Source organism: Rhizobium sp. RHZ01 (assembly GCF_014851595.1).
Classification (GTDB): Bacteria; Pseudomonadota; Alphaproteobacteria; order Rhizobiales; family Rhizobiaceae; genus Rhizobium; species Rhizobium altiplani.
Map to the genome: position 1 here is coordinate 1 of NZ_JACUZZ010000012.1, position 18,077 is coordinate 18,077.

22 protein-coding genes are annotated in these 18,077 nt (G+C 61.1%); 11 read left to right on the forward strand and 11 right to left on the reverse strand.

Going from position 1 to position 18,077, the window contains the following annotated elements:
- Positions 1–246: 246 nt before the first annotated feature.
- Complete coding sequence (locus IB248_RS14140; RefSeq protein WP_192241116.1) at positions 247–1,131, reverse strand: LysR family transcriptional regulator; 885 nt, start codon at positions 1,129–1,131, stop codon at positions 247–249.
- A 94-nt stretch (positions 1,132–1,225) separates the two neighbouring features.
- Here IB248_RS14140 and IB248_RS14145 point away from each other — a divergent pair, with 94 nt between their 5' ends.
- On the forward strand, positions 1,226–1,435 hold the full coding sequence (locus tag IB248_RS14145; RefSeq protein ID WP_018855775.1) for a helix-turn-helix transcriptional regulator: 210 nt from the start codon (positions 1,226–1,228) through the stop codon (positions 1,433–1,435).
- Between the two features lie 660 nt (positions 1,436–2,095).
- Positions 2,096–2,632, forward strand: coding sequence for an inorganic diphosphatase (gene ppa, locus IB248_RS14150; protein ID WP_018855774.1), 537 nt, complete (start codon positions 2,096–2,098; stop codon positions 2,630–2,632).
- Here the strand turns inward: ppa and IB248_RS14155 are convergent, their stop codons facing one another.
- Complete coding sequence (locus IB248_RS14155; RefSeq protein WP_018855773.1) at positions 2,633–2,947, reverse strand: DUF167 domain-containing protein; 315 nt, start codon at positions 2,945–2,947, stop codon at positions 2,633–2,635. It lies immediately after the preceding gene.
- Complete coding sequence (locus tag IB248_RS14160) at positions 2,944–3,234, reverse strand: YggT family protein (protein WP_016556606.1); 291 nt, start codon at positions 3,232–3,234, stop codon at positions 2,944–2,946. Before IB248_RS14160 ends, IB248_RS14155 begins: the two co-directional genes overlap by 4 nt.
- A 138-nt stretch (positions 3,235–3,372) precedes the next feature.
- On the opposite strand from IB248_RS14160, the gene IB248_RS14165 reads away from it, so the two are divergent.
- Positions 3,373–4,620: an MFS transporter gene (locus IB248_RS14165; protein ID WP_062374159.1), complete on the forward strand. Its 1,248-nt coding sequence runs from the start codon at positions 3,373–3,375 to the stop codon at positions 4,618–4,620.
- Between the two features lie 6 nt (positions 4,621–4,626).
- Here IB248_RS14165 and IB248_RS14170 read toward each other — a convergent pair whose 3' ends face one another.
- The 7 genes from IB248_RS14170 to hemC form a co-directional block, all read right to left on the reverse strand.
- Entirely contained in the window at positions 4,627–5,112 is a 486-nt protein-coding gene (locus IB248_RS14170) for a RidA family protein (protein WP_018855770.1), read from the reverse strand.
- A gap of 150 nt (positions 5,113–5,262) precedes the next feature.
- Positions 5,263–6,024, reverse strand: a complete 762-nt coding sequence (locus IB248_RS14175) for a glutamine amidotransferase (protein WP_169681401.1) — start codon at positions 6,022–6,024, stop codon at positions 5,263–5,265.
- A complete protein-coding gene (locus IB248_RS14180) occupies positions 6,014–6,499 on the reverse strand; it encodes a TerB family tellurite resistance protein (RefSeq protein ID WP_018855768.1) in 486 nt (161 codons plus the stop codon). Before IB248_RS14180 ends, IB248_RS14175 begins: the two co-directional genes overlap by 11 nt.
- 15 nt (positions 6,500–6,514) lie before the next feature.
- Entirely contained in the window at positions 6,515–8,107 is a 1,593-nt protein-coding gene (locus IB248_RS14185; RefSeq protein WP_169681400.1) for a heme biosynthesis protein HemY, read from the reverse strand.
- 3 nt (positions 8,108–8,110) lie between these two features.
- Positions 8,111–9,337, reverse strand: a complete 1,227-nt coding sequence (locus IB248_RS14190) for a COG4223 family protein (RefSeq protein ID WP_192241117.1) — start codon at positions 9,335–9,337, stop codon at positions 8,111–8,113.
- 89 nt (positions 9,338–9,426) lie between these two features.
- On the reverse strand, positions 9,427–10,131 hold the full coding sequence (locus tag IB248_RS14195) for a uroporphyrinogen-III synthase (protein WP_113471987.1): 705 nt from the start codon (positions 10,129–10,131) through the stop codon (positions 9,427–9,429).
- A 7-nt stretch (positions 10,132–10,138) separates the two neighbouring features.
- Positions 10,139–11,068, reverse strand: coding sequence for a hydroxymethylbilane synthase (hemC, locus tag IB248_RS14200; RefSeq protein ID WP_018855764.1), 930 nt, complete (start codon positions 11,066–11,068; stop codon positions 10,139–10,141).
- A gap of 73 nt (positions 11,069–11,141) precedes the next feature.
- Between hemC and tsaD the strand changes: the two genes are divergently transcribed.
- Genes tsaD through IB248_RS14225 form a run of 5 tightly spaced genes read left to right on the forward strand, consistent with a single transcriptional unit; the run spans position 11,142 to position 14,612 of the window.
- Positions 11,142–12,239 carry a tRNA (adenosine(37)-N6)-threonylcarbamoyltransferase complex transferase subunit TsaD gene (gene tsaD / locus IB248_RS14205; protein ID WP_018855763.1) on the forward strand — a complete coding sequence of 366 codons (1,098 nt, stop codon included), beginning with the start codon at positions 11,142–11,144 and terminating at the stop codon, positions 12,237–12,239.
- Complete coding sequence (locus tag IB248_RS14210) at positions 12,236–13,219, forward strand: NAD(P)H-dependent glycerol-3-phosphate dehydrogenase (RefSeq protein ID WP_018855762.1); 984 nt, start codon at positions 12,236–12,238, stop codon at positions 13,217–13,219. Before tsaD ends, IB248_RS14210 begins: the two co-directional genes overlap by 4 nt.
- 10 nt (positions 13,220–13,229) lie before the next feature.
- Positions 13,230–13,523 (forward strand): YciI-like protein, encoded by a 294-nt coding sequence (locus IB248_RS14215; RefSeq protein ID WP_018855761.1) that lies wholly within the window; start codon positions 13,230–13,232, stop codon positions 13,521–13,523.
- A gap of 2 nt (positions 13,524–13,525) precedes the next feature.
- Positions 13,526–13,957, forward strand: a complete 432-nt coding sequence (locus IB248_RS14220; RefSeq protein WP_025658181.1) for an EVE domain-containing protein — start codon at positions 13,526–13,528, stop codon at positions 13,955–13,957.
- Positions 13,958–13,964: 7 nt separating this feature from the next.
- Positions 13,965–14,612, forward strand: a complete 648-nt coding sequence (locus IB248_RS14225) for a methyltransferase (protein WP_113471993.1) — start codon at positions 13,965–13,967, stop codon at positions 14,610–14,612.
- On the opposite strand, the gene IB248_RS14230 is transcribed toward IB248_RS14225, so the two are convergent.
- Positions 14,602–15,126 (reverse strand): hypothetical protein, encoded by a 525-nt coding sequence (locus IB248_RS14230; RefSeq protein ID WP_018855758.1) that lies wholly within the window; start codon positions 15,124–15,126, stop codon positions 14,602–14,604. The two genes, IB248_RS14225 and IB248_RS14230, sit on opposite strands and share 11 nt — an antisense overlap.
- 312 nt (positions 15,127–15,438) lie before the next feature.
- On the opposite strand from IB248_RS14230, the gene sdhC reads away from it, so the two are divergent.
- The 3 genes from sdhC to sdhA are packed head-to-tail and all read left to right on the forward strand — an operon-like array spanning position 15,439 to position 18,075.
- Positions 15,439–15,834, forward strand: a complete 396-nt coding sequence (gene sdhC, locus IB248_RS14235) for a succinate dehydrogenase, cytochrome b556 subunit (protein WP_025658184.1) — start codon at positions 15,439–15,441, stop codon at positions 15,832–15,834.
- 11 nt (positions 15,835–15,845) lie between these two features.
- The gene (gene sdhD, locus IB248_RS14240) at positions 15,846–16,226 is read left to right on the forward strand and encodes a succinate dehydrogenase, hydrophobic membrane anchor protein (RefSeq protein WP_018855756.1); all 381 of its coding nucleotides are present in this window, start codon (positions 15,846–15,848) and stop codon (positions 16,224–16,226) included.
- 7 nt (positions 16,227–16,233) lie between these two features.
- On the forward strand, positions 16,234–18,075 hold the full coding sequence (gene sdhA / locus IB248_RS14245) for a succinate dehydrogenase flavoprotein subunit (RefSeq protein WP_169681391.1): 1,842 nt from the start codon (positions 16,234–16,236) through the stop codon (positions 18,073–18,075).
- The last annotated feature ends 2 nt before the right edge of the window (positions 18,076–18,077 follow it).

Consider the following 18,077-nt stretch of genomic DNA (forward strand, 5'->3'; position numbering starts at 1 on the left):
AATTGGCCGGTTCAGCAAGGACTTCTTCCGCCGATACTGCGCGAATTCGTCGCCCGCCGTAAATCGCTCTCCGAAGTCAGCCGCCATCGCTGCACGGCAATTCTCCATTTGAGCCCCTGAAACGGCACCAATCCTTCCTGTGACAGGCAATGTGTTGATTTCGGCAGAGTTCACGTACGAAGGGGAACTGCGCCAGTTTGCTCGACATGGAGATACGCCGCTCGTCGCGCCGGACGAGCTGCAACGTCAGCGCCGAGCGAGCGACCGTGCGATGTCGACGATATCGTCGCGACCAGCGGTTGGATCTTCTTTGTTCCAGGCGATCCCAAGCCCGATCCTAAAGTCGATCCCGCTTACCTTCTTCAGCTCAAAGCCGCGATTGGGAAGATCAAGCGTCCATTCCGGCGCAAAGCCGATGCCAAGCCCGGCAGAGACCAGCGACACCAGCGCATAGGTGTCATCGCAGCTGAAGGCAATGTTGGCGGTGAGGTCGTATTCGGCGAACTTCTCATTGAAGTACCGTTCGGTGAAGGACAGGTTCTGCCGGGAAAAGGCGATGATCTTCTGGTTGCGCAGATCGTCGATGCTGATCTCCTCCTTGGCGGCCAGCGGATTGGCATGGCCAACCGCCAGGTAGTAGCGCTCATGGGCAAGCGAGACGAAGCGTAACGAGCCGATGTTTTCCACCGGGCGGATGAAGCCCAGATTGAGCTGGCCGGTCTCCAGGCCGCGGATGATCTCGCCGGTATTGCCCGACGCGATGTGGATGCGGACATCGGGATACTTGCGGGCGATCTTGGCAAGGAAGGTTGGCAGCATGCCCATGGTGGCCGGGTAGATACTGCCGATCCTGATCTGGCGGATGCGGCTGCCGCCGGCTGCCCGGGTCAGTTCGGTGGTCAGGTCGATGTCGCTCAGGATCCGCACACAGCGATCGTAGAAGGTCTCGCCTGCCCTCGTCAGTTCCACCCTTCTGGTCGAGCGGATGAACAGCGGACAGCCAAGCTCCCTTTCCAGCGACATCACATGATTGCTGAGGGCCGGCTGGGCAATGTGCATCCTGGCTGCCGCACGGCCGAAGTGCAGTTCCTCGGCCACTGCTTTGAAATAGGAGAGTTGGCGCAGTTCCACTTGTTGTGCTCCTCCAGGCCAATAAAATCACTCGACAGCGATTTTGTAGAGTATACTCCGTGGAGAAATACTCCACAAGAATTTTCCTGCTTAGATGGAAATTCGGGAGACATTCGCGCGAAACTTGAGGCGGATGCGTCAGGCCAAGGGCCTGTCGCAGGAGGACCTCGCTTACAAAGCCGACATTGATCGAACGTACGTTAGCTCACTGGAGAGAGCAGTCTACAGCCCTACCATCGAAGTCGTCGACAAGCTCGCCAAAGCGCTCGGGACTGATGCGGCCGAGCTACTTAAGCCGTTTTAAAAAATGATGCTCTTGAAGGTATTCGAACCGCTGACGCATCAAATGCGCGCTGCTCATCGACAAGGGCCCACGTAAATCGACATAGCCTACTTCTCCAGAATGGCTTTCATGGACTGAAGCGGCCCGTCTCGCTCCTATACCGGCAGAAACTGGGCAGGGTCATGGGTCCTCTATGGTATGCCGTTGCCGGTACTTGCAGTCCTTCTTTACGTGTCTCGGTCCAAGCTGCCCGCAATGCTTGCCGCCGCGCTGGTCTCGATCGCTGCGGCGAGCTATCACATTTACCTACTGCACCGGATTCTGCCGGAGGCCTGTTTGATCGCGCCAATCCCGCGACTTTTACCGCGCCGCTACCGGTCGCAGTATCGGTCGTGTCCGGTCTATTAGCGGCATACTTGCCTATCAGCTCCAGCGTCGCATCATGCTTGGTCAGCGATTATGGGCAGGATTGAGCCGACTCGGTGATTACCTGCGCCATCTACTGTCAGGCCGACAGGGGGTGTCGTTCGGATCCGCTCCGCCTCTTGCAAGCGAACAGCAGAGAAGTCGCGTGTCACCTTGACGGTCCTCTTAGACGGGCCAATCCACATTGGCGTGTTGCGTTGCGGGATGATTCCCAGTATCTGGCAACCATCGACTTAACCGTTAAAGGGAAGCTCTATGCGCATTGACGCGATTTCCATCGGCAAGAACCCGCCGGAAGATGTCAACGTAATCGTTGAGGTGCCCGTCGGCGGCCATCCGATCAAGTACGAGATGGACAAGGAAGCCGGTACGCTGGTTGTTGATCGCTTCCTCTATACGCCGATGACCTATCCGGGCAACTACGGCTTCGTGCCGCACACGCTTTCGGAAGACGGCGATCCGATCGACGTCCTCATCGCCAGCACGCGTCCGCTTGTTCCGGGCTGCGTCATCAACGTGCGCCCGATCGGCGTTCTCAAGATGGAAGACAATTCCGGTAAGGACGAGAAGATCATCGCCGTGCCGTCGCCGAAGCTGACGCTGCGCTACGAGAAGGTGAACGACTACACCGACCTTCCCGAGATCACGCTGAAGCAGATCGAGCACTTCTTCGAGCACTACAAGGATCTCGAACCCGGCAAGTGGGTGAAGATCTTCGGTTGGGGTGATTCCAAGGAAGCCGGCGCACTGATCCTCGAGGCGATCGAACGCGCCAAGAAGGCAAAGGCCTGATCAGCTTTCGAGAAGAGTTTGTAATTTCCTGATCAAATCCTCCGGGTCGCCGTCGATCCGGAGGATTTTTTTGCGCGACATTTCGCCTGAGGCGAGGCTGACCGATGACTTTGCGATGCGAAGCGATTTCGCCAAGAACTCGATCAACGCCTTGTTCGCCTTGCCCTTCTCGGGAACGGCAGTCACTCTGGCTTTGAGATGGGCTTTGCCCTCGGCGTCTGTCTCCACGCCGTCGATTGCGTCGCGTCCGCCACTCGGCGTCAGACGAACGGTCAGAGCAATGTGGTCGTTGAACGCCGCCCAGGGCTGGCTCATGCCACCAGCGGGAAGATTGAATTCCACATCAGAGAGCGCACGAAGAAGATGATCAGCAGCAAAATGATCGGTGAGATGTCGATGCCGCCGAGATTTGGCAGTACGCGGCGGATCGGACGCAGCAGCGGTTCCGTCACATTGTAGAGGAACATGCCAACCGAATTGACGAACTGATTGCTGGAGTTGATTACGTTGAACGCATACAGCCAGGAAAAAATAGCGCTGGCGATCAGCACCCAAGTGTAGAGATTCAAAGCCAAATCAATGGTTTGAAAAAGCGCAAGCATTGCAATCTCCAGTTCGTTGTTGACAGACATGTAGACATTGGCGACTAAACCGGCAAGTGCTGTCTCGAAACGCATTGTAAATCATGTTTAACAGCGGCGTCGTGCGTTGGCGTCTGGCCTGTTTTCTGGAAAGTCTCCATGTCTTTTTCGCCAACCGGAGATCGTTTTGCCGCGTTCCGGTATCCGTCTTACACCCGGTTCTTTTTCGCGCGGTTTCTGCTGTCTTTTTCGCAGCAGATCGTCAGTGTGGCCGTCGGCTGGCAGATGTACGACCAGACCGGCAGTGCCATCTATCTCGGACTGATAGGCCTAGTGCAATTTCTGCCTTCGCTGGTCCTGATCCTTGTCACCGGATCCGTAGCCGACCGGCACAATCGACGTGCGATCGCCGCCATCTGCTCGCTCATCAGCGCCTTGTGCACGCTGGCGCTGCTATTGATGACGATCACAGGGACGTTCTCGCCGTTGCCGGTATTTGCCGTCCTGCTGGTTTTCGGCATCGAGCGCGCCTTCATGTCGCCGGCTGTGCAATCGCTGGCGCCGAACCTTGTGCCGCCGGAGGATCTGTCAAACGCCATCGCCTGGAATTCGTCTTCATGGCAGCTGGCGGCGATCACGGGCCCCGTTCTCGGTGGTCTTTTGTATGGCATCAACCCTCATACAGCCTATACGGTCGCGGTCATCTTCGCTGCTCTTGGCGCAGCGCTGCTCTACATGATCCCCAAGCCGCCGCAGAAGACGATGGGTGAAGCCAAGAGCTGGGATATGATCCTCGGCGGCTTCCGCTACATTCGTGCCGAGAAAGTCGTGCTGGGTGCCATATCGCTCGATCTCTTCGCGGTGCTCCTCGGCGGTGCGACGGCGCTGATGCCGATCTTTGCGCGCGATATCCTGACACTCGGGCCCTGGGGGCTCGGTCTCCTGCGCGCGGCACCCGGGGTCGGCGCGATCGCCATGGCGATTTTTCTCGCCGCCTATCCGCTCAAGCACAGTGCCGGCATTGCCATGTTCATCGGCGTTGCCCTGTTCGGCATCGGTACGATCGTTTTCGGATTTTCGACCAGCACGGAGCTGTCGATCGCGGCGCTCGCCATCATGGGTGCGGCCGACATGATTTCCGTCTATGTGCGGGAGAGCCTGATCGCGCTCTGGACGCCGGACGAACTGCGCGGCCGTGTCAATGCCGTCAACATGGTCTTCGTTGGTGCCTCCAACGAACTCGGCGAATTCCGCGCGGGCACGATGGCTTCCATTTTCGGCGCCGTCCCTGCGGTTATTATCGGCGGCATCGGAACGCTTGCCGTCGCGGCAATTTGGGCCACGAGCTTTCCGAAGCTGCGCAAGATCGACACGCTTGATGCGCCGGAGCGGCTGGAGCCGGTGTGACGGCCTTCAGGTCGAGACGATGACTTCCGCTTCGATTTCGACCGGAAAGTTCAGCGGCAGACCGGCAACGCCAATCGCGGATCGGGAGTGACTGCCCACCTCAGGTCCAAATACCTCGATGATCAGCTCGGTGAAGCCGTTGATTACGGCTGGCGGATTGGCAAAGCGGGGCGCGCAATTGACCATGCCGAACACACGACACCAGCCAGTAATGCGATCGAGACTACCCAGCTCCCGCTTCAGGCTGCCCAACATGGAAAGCGCGACTTTCCGCGCAGATGCCTTGGCCTCCTCGATGGAGATGTTTTCACCGACGGCTCCAAACGGGCCGGCAGGTGTTCCATCGGTATTCTGCGGGCCATGGCCTGAGACGAATGCGCGATTGCCGCGCACATTCACCCACGGAAAAGGAAGGACCATGTTGGAGGGCAGTTTCAGGGGCTGCGGTAGAACCAATCCCATCGCGGCAAGTCTCTGCTCATAGTTGGCCATGGAATTCCTCCGGACATAGCTTTGGTCCGTCATTGCGCGCGCGGCAATTCCAAGACCGGGTCGTGGATCGGAACGCATTCCTGCTGGTGAATATAGCCAGAGTGATGGTACGCGCCGACCTTAGCACGACGCGGTGCCTGGCGCACCCGTCTAGGCGGGAAGTGTGGCGGCCTTGGCTGCTGCGACGGATTTGGACGTCTTGCCCTCGAAGACGATGTCGAGGAACTCGTTCAGCCATGCCTTCAGCGGCGCGTCGAAGAGCATACGTCCTTCCAGATGCTCACGACCCTGCTGCGCATTGGGAAGAATGAAGCGGTGGGCGCCGTGAACCACCCAGCGGTGCATCATCGCGCGTGTCAGCTCGGCATGGAACTGCAGCCCCCAGGCATGGCCGCCGTAGCGAAACGCCTGATTGGGATAGGTATCGCCCTCAGCCAGCAGTTCGGCACCATGCGGCAGGTCAAACCCTTCGCGATGAAAGTGGTAAACCATCCTCGGCCAGTGCATCAGCAGCCGGCCTTTCTCCGTCGGGCGCAGCGGATACCAACCGATCTCCGTGGAACCATCGGCGTTCGCCTGAACCTTGCCGCCGAGCTGCCTCACCAGCATCTGTGCGCCGAGGCAGATCCCGAGTAGCGGGCGCTTCTCCCTGAGCGGCACGTCCAGCCAGTTGATCTCCGACTTGACGAAGTCCTCGGTATCGTTGGCACTCATCGGGCCGCCGAAGACAACGGCGCCCGCATGCTCTGCAAGTGTGGAGGGCAGTTTGTCGCCGAGAACCGGGCGCCGGATATCGAGCCGATACCTTTTCTCGGCCAGCAGCTGACCGACCCGGCCAGCGCTCGAGCGCTCCTGATGCAGAACAATCAGGACTGGGCGCTTCTCGTGCTCCGGTAAGCGGTCAGTCGGCATCGTCCCCCACTACCTCGGTATCCGTGACCCGTCGTGCTGCTTCCTGCCGCTTCTGGATCCGCTCGCGCGCGGAAACACCGAGGAGTTCGGCAATGCGCCAGATTGCATCATCTTCCATTTCGCTGCGCTCGCCATCGGCATAGACAATGTCCCAGAGGACCCCAATCAGCTCGAGCCGCTGTTCCGTGTTGAGGTGGCGCTTGAGATCCGACGTGAAGCGGTAGTAGTCGACGGCATCGCTTTCCGCCTCACGGCCCGCGGCCATCAGCGCGTCGAGTTGCTTGCGGTCAAGCCCGTACTGGTCCTTCAACAGCTTGCGAAGCCGCTTCGTCTCACTGTCCTTGACCTGCCCGTCCGCCTCCATGACCTGCATACAGAGCGCGGCCACCGCGATGCGCGGGTCGTCCGGCGCGAAGCCTTTCTTTGTGTTGTCGGAAGTCAGATTCTGAAAGAATTCCTGGAAGCGTTCGAACATTTAGATCCTGTTTGTCTAGAAAAGGCGAAGCCGTGTCTTGGGTTCTGGCTCCGCCGCTGGATTGCGAACGCCGGGATCGTCCGGCAGGCCGCCAAAGAAGGGGCGCGGTTCGGGTGAAGTTGCAGCTTCCGCCGCCTGCTTGCTTGATGCCGGCGGTTTCGGCGATGGACGCGCCGCCTCAGCTATCGTGGCAGCCCGCTCGAGTTCGATGATGCGGTGATCGCTGGCCGGGCCTTCGGAGCGAGCTTCGCGCACCGGCGGCAGCGTTTTCAGGGCGCGGTCTATGGAGATCGTCTTGCTTTCATCGGCAACATTATCCACATGGTCGAACGGTGCCTTCCAGACGAAGGCATCCAGCCGACCGGTAATAGGCGAAAGCGGCAACCATTTGTCGGAAACGTAACCATCGGCGACCCATGCCGGGTCGCGCGGCGCCTTGAGGGCTTGGGCAAGCCAGTGGCGAACGCGGCCCTGATCACCCGTTTCGGCTTCTTCGATGTCCGCGAGCAGCAGGAAGGTTGCTTCGCGCGGCTCAATCCGGGCGGCAGCCTCCGCCTTGGTGCGGGCCTTGGCGAAATCCTGCGTGTCGAGGGCAGCCTGCGCCACGAGAAGCAGGGATTCGACGTTGTTCGGCCGTATCCCCTCCAGTCGCTCGGCGCGCTTCAGGCGATCAGCGGCAGAATCGCCGCTGCGGGCGCGAACATAGGTGCGGCCGATGTCCGGGTGCGGGGCCGATTTCCATGCCTGTTCGAGGATGGATGCCGCCTTGCGCAGCTTGTCTTCGCGGAACAGCGCCTTCGCGGCGACAATCGCGGCAGGCTCGAAGTCGGCGGCGAGCTTCAGGGCATGCGTGGCGTCGTCGCGTGCTCCCGCCGGATCGTTCTCGAGCTTCTCGGTGGCGCGGGCGGTAAGCAGAACCGCGCGAAGCCGATCCGCCTCAGCCTTTTCGATGACGCGGCCAGCCCTTTGTTGTTCCAGCAGTCGCATCGCATCATCCCAGCGACCCGCCTGGCTGCGATACTCAAGCGTTGCCTGTGCTGCCCAAGGCAGATAGGGCGCGTTGTCCGCGGCCTTTTCCGCATATTGACGCGCCGCCTCATTGGCGCCGAGCCGCTTGGCTTCCAGATACAGTCCGCGCAGCCCGAGCTCGCGGGTCTCGGGATCATTGGTCATCGCCTCGAACTTGGCGCGCGCTTCGTCGTGGCGACCTTCGATCAGCGCCGCCTGCGCCTCAAGGAGGGCGATCAGCGGCTCCTGATCGGCGCGGAGCAATCCTTGCGAACGGGCGGCCATCTTGCGCGCCATCAGCGCATTGCCGGCACCAGCCGCGATCAGGCCAGTCGACAGAGCCTGATAACCGCGGTCGCGCTTGCGGGCACGGAAATAGCGAGTGACGGAGTAGGGCGACGTCCAGAGTGTGCGCAGCAGCCACCACGCGGCCATCACGGCCGCGATGAGCGCGATCAGGGCGCTTGCCGCCACGACCAGCCGGGTCTGGTAAAGCTGCCCTTCCCAGACCAGCGAAAGATCGCCCGGGCGATCTGCCAGCCAGGAAAATCCGCAGCCTAGTGCGAGGACGACGAGGGCAAATATGACGAGCCTGACCATGCCTCAGCCCTCCTTGCCGGCGCTGGAGACCGCGTTGGACAGGGCGCTGCCCACAAGATCCTCGACGCGGATGCGGGCTTCCAGCGATTGCTTGAAAGCGGCGGAGGCCTGTTTTGCCTGAGCAGGCAGATCGGCCCATTCGGACGCGGCGCCCTGCAGGTCGCCGTTCTTCACCTTGTCTTCCATGCGCGCGGCAATTGCCTCGACGCTCTCACCCTCAATATTGCCGACGGGGCGGATCGTTACCAGCGACTTGGCGCTTGCCATCAACCGGTCGGACCAAATCTGGTCGGGAGCGGCCTGATTGACGGAACCGACGATGGCGGTTGCAACATCCGGGACCTGGCGGATCAGTTCGGCGCGCGAGGGAACGCCGGTTTCGGCGAAGTTGCGCAGATCTGCAACGGCCGGATCGTCAGGAGAGACGCCGGCAAAGGTGTCGAGCTCGGCGACGAACGGTCCGCCGCGATCGATCGCCGCCTTCAAAGCGGCGGCCGCGATGGCCTTGGCGACGGCAACGTCGCGCCGCGGCTCGTTCAGTTTCTTCTCGATTTCGGCCAGGTGTTGCGTGATATCGGCGCCGTCGGCGGCTTTTTGTTCCGTTGTCTGGGAGACCGCGGCCCGCAGCTGGTCGATCTGGCCGGTCAGGTCGGCGATCTTCTGATTGAAAGCATCGACCGCAGCCGTGTCGGCAGCAGCCGGCAGGGTCTTGGCCGTCACTTCCAGCGCAGCAATACGCTGTTCCAGCGCGCCGTTATCTGGCGTGGAGGGGGCAGCGGCGAGATTGGCGACCGATTGCTTGAGCCCGTCGATTTCAGCCGAGAGATTGGAGACATCGGCAGGGGGTGAAGCAGGCGCGGACGAGCCGGGCAGAAACCCGGCATATTGAATGGCTCCGGCGCCGACAAGTGCGATCAGGCCGCCGACAATGCCGGCGGCGATCAGGCCCGATGTGCTGTTGCGCGGGAAGGTGGGCGGTGCTGGCGGTGCCGGCTCGCTCGTTTCGGGTGCGGGTTCGGCTGCAGCCTTTGGCGCTTCGTCAGGCGATGGCTCGTCGGTCAATTCAGGCTGCGCTTGAGGCTCATCCACGGCACCGGGTTTCGGCACATCGGCCGGTTCCTCGGCTTTCGTCTCGGCATCCTTGGCAGAAGCAAATTCCTGCTTATCCAGATCGATAGTGACCGGCTTCTCGGTGCTCTTCGAGTGGCGAGGCGGATTTCCTGGTGCCATGAGACCCTCTTAATTATGCAATGCAACGAAACTAGTCAGTGATGCCAGACAAGGAAAGAGGTTAGACGAAATTTGGGCACGCAGCGCGTTCAAAGGAGCGACAAAAGGCTGCGCTCCTCCGGCATCGCCGCGATGCTCACAGCGCCCCGCAGCGACGCGGGGACCATCTCTGCAACGGATTTGCTGAGGCAGAGAAGACGTATTCCGTCTACCCGATCGGGTCGCATCTGCGGCTCAGCGACACGGAAGAAGTCTTCTGCTGTCTGGCGCGAGAAAAACAGGATCGCATCCGGCCGCTGCTCAAAGATTGTGTCCAGCGCTTGCGGCGCGATCGGTGTCGGCTCCATCCGGTAGCACTCCGCGACGGTAATCCGCAGGCCGATTTCGCTTGCACGCTTCTCGAAGGTCTCCGCTCTCGGCGATCCCGCCAGATAGAGAACGGAGCCCCCTGCTTTTTTCGCAATCGTCTCAGCAAGCTCGGCGCCGCTGCCGCCCGATGCCGTGACGGAGCTAAAGCCGATCGCCCGCGCTTCCTCAGCCGTCGCATCACCGACCGCAAAGAGGGGGCGAGCGAGGTGAACGGCCAGCTCGGCGTCATGGGCTGTGAGCGCCCGGATCGTTTCGGCACTGGTGATCGCGATGCTGCCCTTGGTCGTGCTCAAGCCGCGCAACGCCGCGTTGGCGTCGTGAACCGGATGCGACAGGGGCAGCAGTATCGGTTCGTGTCCTAGCTCGCGAAGACGCTTGGCGGTGCGCTCGCCCGAATGCTGAGGACGGGTCACGAGCACGCGCATTAGGACATCAGCTCCAGTCGTCGAAGAAACTGCTGCCGGCGCGGGCGCGGATCTCCTGCCCTGCGCGGGTGCCCAAAGCGGCCGCATCGCGCCTGTGGCCATCGACGCTGATGGCATGCTGGTTGCGGCCATCAGGTGTGATGATCAAGCCGGAGAAGCGGACCTGGTCGCCTTCGCAGACGGCGTAACCGCCGATCGGCGTGCGGCAGGAGCCGTCCAAGGCGGCAAGGAAGGCCCTTTCACAGGAAACCGCGTCGAAGGTCGCGGCATCGTTGATGGGCGCAAGCAGGCTATCGATGCGGGTGTCGCCGATGCGGCTTTCAATGCAGATGGCGCCCTGTGCCGGCGCAGGCGGAAAGGTTTCAGCAGGGAGGATATCGGTTATCACCTCGACCTTGCCGAGCCGCTTCAAGCCGGCAAGCGCAAGCAGCGTGGCGTCGACCTGGCCTTCTTGCAGCTTTCTAAGCCGCGTATCGACGAGGCCACGAAAGGTGATGACGTTGATGTCTGGACGCATGCGGCGGATAAGCGCCTGACGGCGAAGCGAAGAGGAGCCGACCGTCGCGCCGTGGGGCAGGTCCATCAGTTTTGGCGCAGTGCGTCCGATCACCGCGTCCCGGACATCCTCGCGCGGCAGAAAGGCCGAAAGACAGAGCCCCTCCGGAAGCTGTGTCGGCATGTCCTTGGCGGAATGCACGGCAATGTCGAGGTCGCCGCTCGCAAGTTGCTGCTCCAGCTCTTCGGTGAAAAGTCCCTTGCCGCCGATCTGGGCCAGCGAACGGTCGGTGATGCGATCGCCCTTGGTGCTCAGTACGACGATTTCGAACATTGCTTCGGGCAGTCCATGCGCCGCCATCAGCCTGTCACGTGCCTCGTGAGCCTGGGCAAGCGCCAGCGGGCTGCCTCGAGTACCGATCCGGAAAGGTTTTGTTTGCATCCGCATTGATCCGTTGTTACCGGAGTTCCTCGTAAACAGGTTTAAGATCCATCGCAATCAACGATCAGGTTTCATGGCGCCCTTTCTGCGTATTCTCGGCATCGAAACAAGCTGCGACGAAACCGCCGCGGCTGTGGTCGAGCGAGCCGTCGACGGGCAGCCGACGGTGCGTTCGGACGTCGTCTTGAGCCAGCTCGAGGAGCACAGCGCCTATGGCGGCGTTGTGCCGGAGATTGCGGCCCGCGCCCATGTCGAGGCACTCGATACGCTGATCGACGAAGCCTTGAAACGCGCCAATGTGTCGCTCTCCGATATCGATGCCATCGCGGCAACCTCGGGGCCTGGCCTGATCGGCGGTCTGCTTGTCGGCCTCATGACCGGAAAGGCAATCGCCAAGGCGTCCGGAAAACCGCTCTATGCCGTCAACCATCTCGAAGGGCACGCATTGACGGCGCGGCTGACGGATGGGCTCGCATTTCCCTATCTGATGCTGCTCGTTTCCGGCGGCCATACGCAGCTTATTCTTGTCCGGGGTGTCGGGCAATACGAGCGCTGGGGCACGACGATCGACGACGCCCTCGGCGAAGCTTTCGACAAGACGGCGAAGTTGCTGAGCCTGCCGTATCCAGGCGGACCGGCGGTCGAGCGCGCGGCCAAGAGCGGTGACCCGGACCGCTTCAACTTTCCGCGCCCTCTGGTTGGCGAGGCGAAACTGAATTTCTCGTTTTCCGGCCTGAAGACGGCCGTACGCCAGGCCGCAACCGAAATCGCGCCATTGACGGAGCAGGATGTCGCGGACATCTGTGCCTCATTCCAGAAGGCGATCTCGCGAACGCTGAAGGATCGTATTGGCCGGGGTCTGGAGCGCTTCAAGGCCGAGTTTCCGCAGGTCGACGGCGGACCGGCCCTTGTGGTTGCTGGCGGGGTCGCTGCCAATCTGGAGGTTCGCAGCACCCTGCAGTCGCTTTGCGACAAGCATGGCTTTCGCTTTGTCGCGCCGCCGCTCAGATTGTGCACCGATAACGCCGTGATGATCGCCTGGGCGGGTCTGGAGCGCATGGCGACAGGCGTCGAGCCGGATGATCTCGACGTGCAGCCGCGTTCGCGCTGGCCGCTGGATTCCAACGCCGAAACGCTGCTTGGCTTTGGCAAACGGGGAGCGAAAGCATGAGCGAGAAGATCGCCGTTATCGGAGCTGGTGCTTTTGGAACCGCGCTTGCCGCGGTGATCGCGCTGACCGAGCGCAATGCGGTGACGCTCGTCGGCCGAGATCCTGAGCTGATCGCGGACTTGAAGGCTGAGCATTTGCATGACGCTGTCTTGCCAGGCATCGCCTTGCCGGAGTCGCTCGCCTTCTCTGCCGAGCCGGCCGCGATCAGCGACGCCGACATAGTCCTCTTCGCGATGCCCTCACAGGCGCAGGCGGATGCGGCAAGACAATACCGCCCCTATCTCCAGAACAATGCGATCGTCGTGACCTGTGCAAAGGGCATTGAGCGGACAACCGGCAATCTGCTGACCGACATGCTGGAGCGCGAAATACCGGGCCACCCTATCGCCGTGCTATCGGGGCCGGGATTTGCCGCCGATATCGCCAAGGGCTTGCCGACTGCCATGGCGATCGCCGCTGCGGATATCGATGTTGCCGAAAGGCTGGCGCATGCGATCTCTGGCCGAACATTCCGGCTTTATGCCTCGTCAGACCGGATCGGCGTCCAGCTCGGCGGAGCGCTGAAGAACGTTCTGGCGATCGCCTGCGGCATTGTCGAAGGCGCCGGTATCGGAGACTCTGCGCGGGCGGCGCTGATTGCGCGCGGGCTTGCCGAGATGTCGCGTTTTGTCGTCGCCAAAGGCGGGCAGGCGGACACGGTGCGCGGGTTGTCCGGCCTTGGCGACCTGGTGCTGACGGCAACCAGCCATCAATCTCGTAACCTGCGCTTCGGCATTGCCCTTGGTCGCGGCGAGACCGTCGATCCCACTCATGGCGAACTCGTAGAGGGCGCCTTTGCGGCGGCTGTTGCGTCGCGCCTTGCGCAGTCGCTCAATGTCAGCATGCCGATTACCGATGCCGTATCCGCTATCATCGAAGGCAAGCTCGGAATTGCCGAGGCCATCGATCAGCTCATGACGCGTCCGATTACGACTGAATAGGAGTTCCGATATGCTTTTTGCCCTCCTCTGCAAGGATAAGCCCGATCACCTCAACGTCCGCATGGAGGCGCGGCCCGCCCATGTGGAACATCTCAACAAGCTCAATGCCGAGGGCGTGTTGAAGATGGCTGGCCCGTTTCTCGACGCTGATGGCAAGCCCTGCGGCAGCCTGGTCATCATTCATGCCGATACGATCGAAGCGGCGAAGGCGCTGTCGGACAGCGACCCCTACGCCAAGGCCGGCCTTTTTGAGAGCGTCGACATCAAGCCCTTCAATTGGGTCTTCAACAATCCGGAGGCTTGAGCGTGGCGCATTGGCTCTACAAATCAGAACCCGCTTCCTGGTCGTGGGAGCAGCAGAAGGCGGCCGGCGAGAAGGGCACCGAATGGACCGGTGTCCGCAACTATCTCGCCCGCAACAACATGCGGGCGATGCAGCTTGGCGATAAGGGGTTCTTCTACCACTCCAACGAAGGTCTCGAGATCGTCGGTATCGTCGAGGTCTGCGCTCTGTCTCACCCGGACTCGACAGCAGCCGGTGATGACCGCTGGGACTGCGTCGACATTCGCGCCGTCTGCGATATCCCCAAGCCGGTTTCGCTGAAGGACATCAAGGCCAACGAGAAGTTTGCCAAGATGTCGCTCGTCACTTCCATGCGGCTTTCGGTCCAGCCGGTAACAGACGAAGAGTATCTCGAGATTTGCCGGCTGGGTGGCCTCGACAATCCGCCGCGGTGAGCCGCCGTTGAAAACCGAACCCGAGGTCTTCATCCGCGCGAATACCAGTCCAATGGCGCCGCCGCATGTGCCCGAAATTCGGCTGCATCTGGCGGACGAAGCCCACGAGCTATGGCTAAAGACGGAAGAGGAGCTTGCGGAAATCGGCCTGCCGCCGCCTTTCTGGGCATTCGCCTGGGCGGGCGGCCAAGGGCTGGCACGCTACGTACTCGATCATCCTGATATCGTTGCCGGCAAATGCGTCCTCGACTTTGCCACGGGTTCCGGCCTTGTTGCGATTGCGGCAAAGCTCGCGGGAGCGGCGAAGGTCGTTGCCGCCGACATCGACCCCTGGACCGAAACCGCTGTGTGGCTGAACGCCGAACTGAACAAGGCGGATATCGATTTTATCGGTGCCGATCTGATCGGCCGCAACGTCGAGGCTGACATTCTGCTCGCCGGCGACGTCTTCTACGACGCCGGCTTTGCGGCCGCGATCGTTCCATGGTTCAATATGCTCAGTCGCCAAGGCATCGCCATCTTCGTCGGGGATCCGGGACGCAGCTATCTTCCCAAGGAGAACCTGGAATTCTGCGCAGTCTACGAGGTTCCGGTTACCCGGGCGCTTGAAGACAGCGAGGTGAAGAAAACGACCGTTTGGCGCTTCACGGCCTGATAACGCAGACGCCGGCCTCGTAGGAGCAGCTGCTGCTCTTTGTGGTCACGTTGATCACCTTGGCCATTGGCGCAAGGGTAATGGTTCTTTGCTGGGCACCGACGCTATAGCCGCTCGCTGTGACGTAAGTCCCGCCGTCGGCGTCATACACGTAGGACGATCCCGAATAGGTGCCGCTTACGCCTGTGCCTGTCGGCGACTGAACGAGGACGATGACGTTGCGTCCGCCATAACCGCGATAACCACTATTGCCGCGATACGGGAATGACGCAGGCTTGATTAGGGGCGTCCGACCGAAGCGATGGCCGAACCGTTTGGAACCATCCGAGAATCGGATGCGTCCGTCGTTCCATCCAAAAAAAGGCCGACCGACGATCGTGGGTGCGTGATGCCTGAAGAATCCCTTACCACCGTGGCGAGAGAATGAACCCCTCCCAAAATCGTCCGCCGACATCGGCAGTGCGATCAAAACAGCGGCGACAAGTGAAACGAGCGCGGACATAGACTTCAGCATCGCGCGGATCTCCGAAAATGAAATGCTTAACAAAGCGTTAACTGCAAAATGCGCCAAAAGCCGCCGATTGTCCAGAAGACGTCTGGCCATGCCGTTCGCGCCAAGCGCGGGCCAGGCCGTCAAGCGCAGTTCGCGCCACCCAGAGACGCAAATCGATTAAATTAAATTGGGGGTGCAATTATACTTGTCGTTAGGGGCTTACGTGATTAAACGTCGCCATTGATGCGACGCACACAAAGAAATTTGTCATTCGTGTGATCGCCTTGAATGCTCCCTGATGGAGGAGCGCAGAGAAGACGCCGCGAGGTTCTGATGGCGAATGTGACAAATAACCGGCCCCTGTCGCCGCATTTGCAAATTTACAAACCAATCCCCACCATGGTCATGTCGATCGTTCACCGTATTACCGGTGGCGCGCTTTACGTCGGTACGCTGCTGGTCGCCTGGTGGCTGATCGCCGCCGCGACTGGCCAAGCCTACTATGACTGGGTCAACTGGATCCTCGGAAGCGTCGTCGGCAAGCTCGTGCTGCTTGGCTACACCTGGGCGCTTCTGCACCACATGGTTGGCGGTTTCCGTCACTTCGTCTGGGATCTCGGTTACGGCTTCGACAAGGAAGTCTCGACCAAGATGGCTCAAGCTTCGATCGTCATATCGCTCTGTCTGACCGTGCTGGTCTGGGTGATCGGCTTCCTTATTCGCTTCTGAAGGTTGTTCTCATGGATATGCGCACCCCCCTGGGTAAGGTTCGCGGCCTTGGCTCGGCCAAGGAAGGAACTGATCATTTCTGGCGCCAGCGCGTCACGGCGGTTGCCAACGTGCCGCTTTTTCTCTTCTTCATCATCTTCATGATCATTCACGCCGGCGAGCCTTATGCCGATGTGGTTCACGCCCTGTCCAACCCGCTTGTTGCGGTCGTAATGGGTCTGATGGTCGTTTCCGGCGTCATTCATATGCGGCTCGGCATGCAGGTCATCATCGAGGATTACGTTCATGGCGAATTCGCCAAGATCGCCCTGCTGATGCTGAACACGTTCTTTTCGATCCTGATGGCGGGGCTCTGTCTCTTCGCCATTCTGAAAATTGCATTCGTAGGATAACCGTATCATGGCACCGACTTCACCCGCTCAGAATGGGAAGGCCTACAAATACGTCGATCACTCATACGATGTGATCGTCGTCGGCGCCGGCGGCGCCGGTCTTCGCGCCACGCTTGGCATGGCCGAACAGGGTTTCCGCACCGCCTGCATCACCAAGGTATTCCCGACCCGCTCGCACACGGTCGCTGCCCAGGGCGGCATCGCCGCCTCGCTGCAGAATATGACGCCCGACAGCTGGCAGTGGCACCTCTACGACACCGTCAAGGGCTCCGACTGGCTCGGCGACGTCGACGCCATGCAGTATCTCACCATGGAAGCGCCGAAGGCGGTCTATGAGCTTGAGCATTACGGCGTTCCCTTCTCACGCAACGAGGAAGGCAAGATCTACCAGCGGCCGTTCGGCGGCCACATGCAGAACTTCGGCGAAGGCCCGCCGGTGCAGCGCACCTGCGCCGTTGCCGACCGTACCGGCCACGCGATCCTGCACACGCTCTATGGTCAGTCGCTGCGCAACAACGCCGAGTTCTTCATCGAGTATTTCGCGCTCGACCTGATCATGTCGGATGACGGCAGCCGCTGCACCGGCGTCGTCGCCTGGTGCCTCGATGACGGCACCATTCATCGCTTCGCCGCCAAGATGGTGGTGCTGGCGACCGGCGGTTATGGCCGCGCCTACTTCTCGGCAACCTCTGCCCATACCTGCACCGGCGACGGCGGCGGTATGGTGGCCCGCGCCGGTCTGCCGCTGCAGGACATGGAATTCGTACAGTTCCACCCGACCGGCATTTACGGTTCGGGCTGTCTCATCACCGAGGGCGCGCGCGGCGAAGGCGGCTACCTCGTCAACTCCGAGGGCGAGCGCTTTATGGAACGCTATGCCCCTTCGGCGAAGGACCTTGCCTCGCGCGACGTCGTTTCGCGCTGCATGACGCTTGAGATCCGCGAAGGTCGCGGCGTCGGCAAGAACAAGGACCACATCTTCCTGCATCTCGACCATCTCGATCCGGCCGTTCTGCACGAGCGCCTGCCGGGCATTTCCGAGAGCGCCAAGATCTTCGCCGGCGTCGACGTGACGCGCGAGCCGATCCCGGTCCTGCCGACTGTCCACTACAACATGGGCGGTATTCCGACGAACTACTGGGGCGAAGTGCTGAATGCCGACAGCTCCAATCCGGAGCGCATCATCCCCGGCCTGATGGCCGTGGGCGAAGCCGGTTGCGCCTCGGTGCACGGCGCCAATCGTCTCGGCTCCAACTCGCTGATCGACCTCGTGGTCTTCGGCCGCGCCGCTGCGATCCGCGCCGGCGAGGTCATCGATCGCAGCGCGCCGATCCCGCATCTCAACGTCGCCGCCTGCGACAAGATCATGGATCGCTTCGACAGCCTGCGCAATGCCAGCGGCGGCACGCCGACGGCGGTGCTGCGCGAGAAGATGCAGCGCGCCATGCAGGAAGACGCCGCCGTGTTCCGTACGCAGGAATCGCTGGAGTCGGGCTGCAAGCGCATCTCGGCCATCTGGCAGGAAATGCGCGACATCAAGGTCACCGACCGTTCGATGATCTGGAACTCCGACCTCGTGGAAACCCTCGAGCTGCAGAACCTGATGGCCAACGCCATCACGACGATCTACGGCGCCGAGGCTCGCAAGGAGAGCCGTGGTTCGCACGCACGCGAAGACTACACGGAAGGCGCTTTTGCCGGCCGTGACGACGTCAACTGGCGCAAGCACACACTTGCCTGGGTCAACGAGTCAGGCGACGTCAAGCTCGACTACCGCCCGGTTCACACCGAGCTCATCGCAGAGGGCATCGATCCCAAGAAGATCGCGCCCAAGGCTCGCGTGTACTAAAA

What these genes read in the sequence shown, in the direction of transcription:
- IB248_RS14165 (WP_062374159.1), top strand. Translation starts at nt 3,373, where the DNA reads ATGTCTTTTTCGCCAACCGGAGATCGTTTTGCCGCGTTCCGGTATCCG.
- IB248_RS14230 (WP_018855758.1), bottom strand. Translation starts at nt 15,126, where the DNA reads ATGCTGAAGTCTATGTCCGCGCTCGTTTCACTTGTCGCCGCTGTTTTG.
- IB248_RS14215 (WP_018855761.1), top strand. Translation starts at nt 13,230, where the DNA reads ATGCTTTTTGCCCTCCTCTGCAAGGATAAGCCCGATCACCTCAACGTC.
- tsaD (WP_018855763.1), top strand. Translation starts at nt 11,142, where the DNA reads ATGGCGCCCTTTCTGCGTATTCTCGGCATCGAAACAAGCTGCGACGAA.
- IB248_RS14170 (WP_018855770.1), bottom strand. Translation starts at nt 5,112, where the DNA reads ATGGCCAACTATGAGCAGAGACTTGCCGCGATGGGATTGGTTCTACCG.
- sdhD (WP_018855756.1), top strand. Translation starts at nt 15,846, where the DNA reads ATGGATATGCGCACCCCCCTGGGTAAGGTTCGCGGCCTTGGCTCGGCC.
- IB248_RS14185 (WP_169681400.1), bottom strand. Translation starts at nt 8,107, where the DNA reads ATGGTCAGGCTCGTCATATTTGCCCTCGTCGTCCTCGCACTAGGCTGC.
- IB248_RS14210 (WP_018855762.1), top strand. Translation starts at nt 12,236, where the DNA reads ATGAGCGAGAAGATCGCCGTTATCGGAGCTGGTGCTTTTGGAACCGCG.
- IB248_RS14145 (WP_018855775.1), top strand. Translation starts at nt 1,226, where the DNA reads ATGGAAATTCGGGAGACATTCGCGCGAAACTTGAGGCGGATGCGTCAG.
- IB248_RS14175 (WP_169681401.1), bottom strand. Translation starts at nt 6,024, where the DNA reads ATGCCGACTGACCGCTTACCGGAGCACGAGAAGCGCCCAGTCCTGATT.
- sdhC (WP_025658184.1), top strand. Translation starts at nt 15,439, where the DNA reads ATGGCGAATGTGACAAATAACCGGCCCCTGTCGCCGCATTTGCAAATT.
- IB248_RS14160 (WP_016556606.1), bottom strand. Translation starts at nt 3,234, where the DNA reads ATGCTTGCGCTTTTTCAAACCATTGATTTGGCTTTGAATCTCTACACT.
- IB248_RS14180 (WP_018855768.1), bottom strand. Translation starts at nt 6,499, where the DNA reads ATGTTCGAACGCTTCCAGGAATTCTTTCAGAATCTGACTTCCGACAAC.
- sdhA (WP_169681391.1), top strand. Translation starts at nt 16,234, where the DNA reads ATGGCACCGACTTCACCCGCTCAGAATGGGAAGGCCTACAAATACGTC.
- ppa (WP_018855774.1), top strand. Translation starts at nt 2,096, where the DNA reads ATGCGCATTGACGCGATTTCCATCGGCAAGAACCCGCCGGAAGATGTC.
- hemC (WP_018855764.1), bottom strand. Translation starts at nt 11,068, where the DNA reads ATGCAAACAAAACCTTTCCGGATCGGTACTCGAGGCAGCCCGCTGGCG.
- IB248_RS14155 (WP_018855773.1), bottom strand. Translation starts at nt 2,947, where the DNA reads ATGAGCCAGCCCTGGGCGGCGTTCAACGACCACATTGCTCTGACCGTT.
- IB248_RS14195 (WP_113471987.1), bottom strand. Translation starts at nt 10,131, where the DNA reads ATGCGCGTGCTCGTGACCCGTCCTCAGCATTCGGGCGAGCGCACCGCC.
- IB248_RS14190 (WP_192241117.1), bottom strand. Translation starts at nt 9,337, where the DNA reads ATGGCACCAGGAAATCCGCCTCGCCACTCGAAGAGCACCGAGAAGCCG.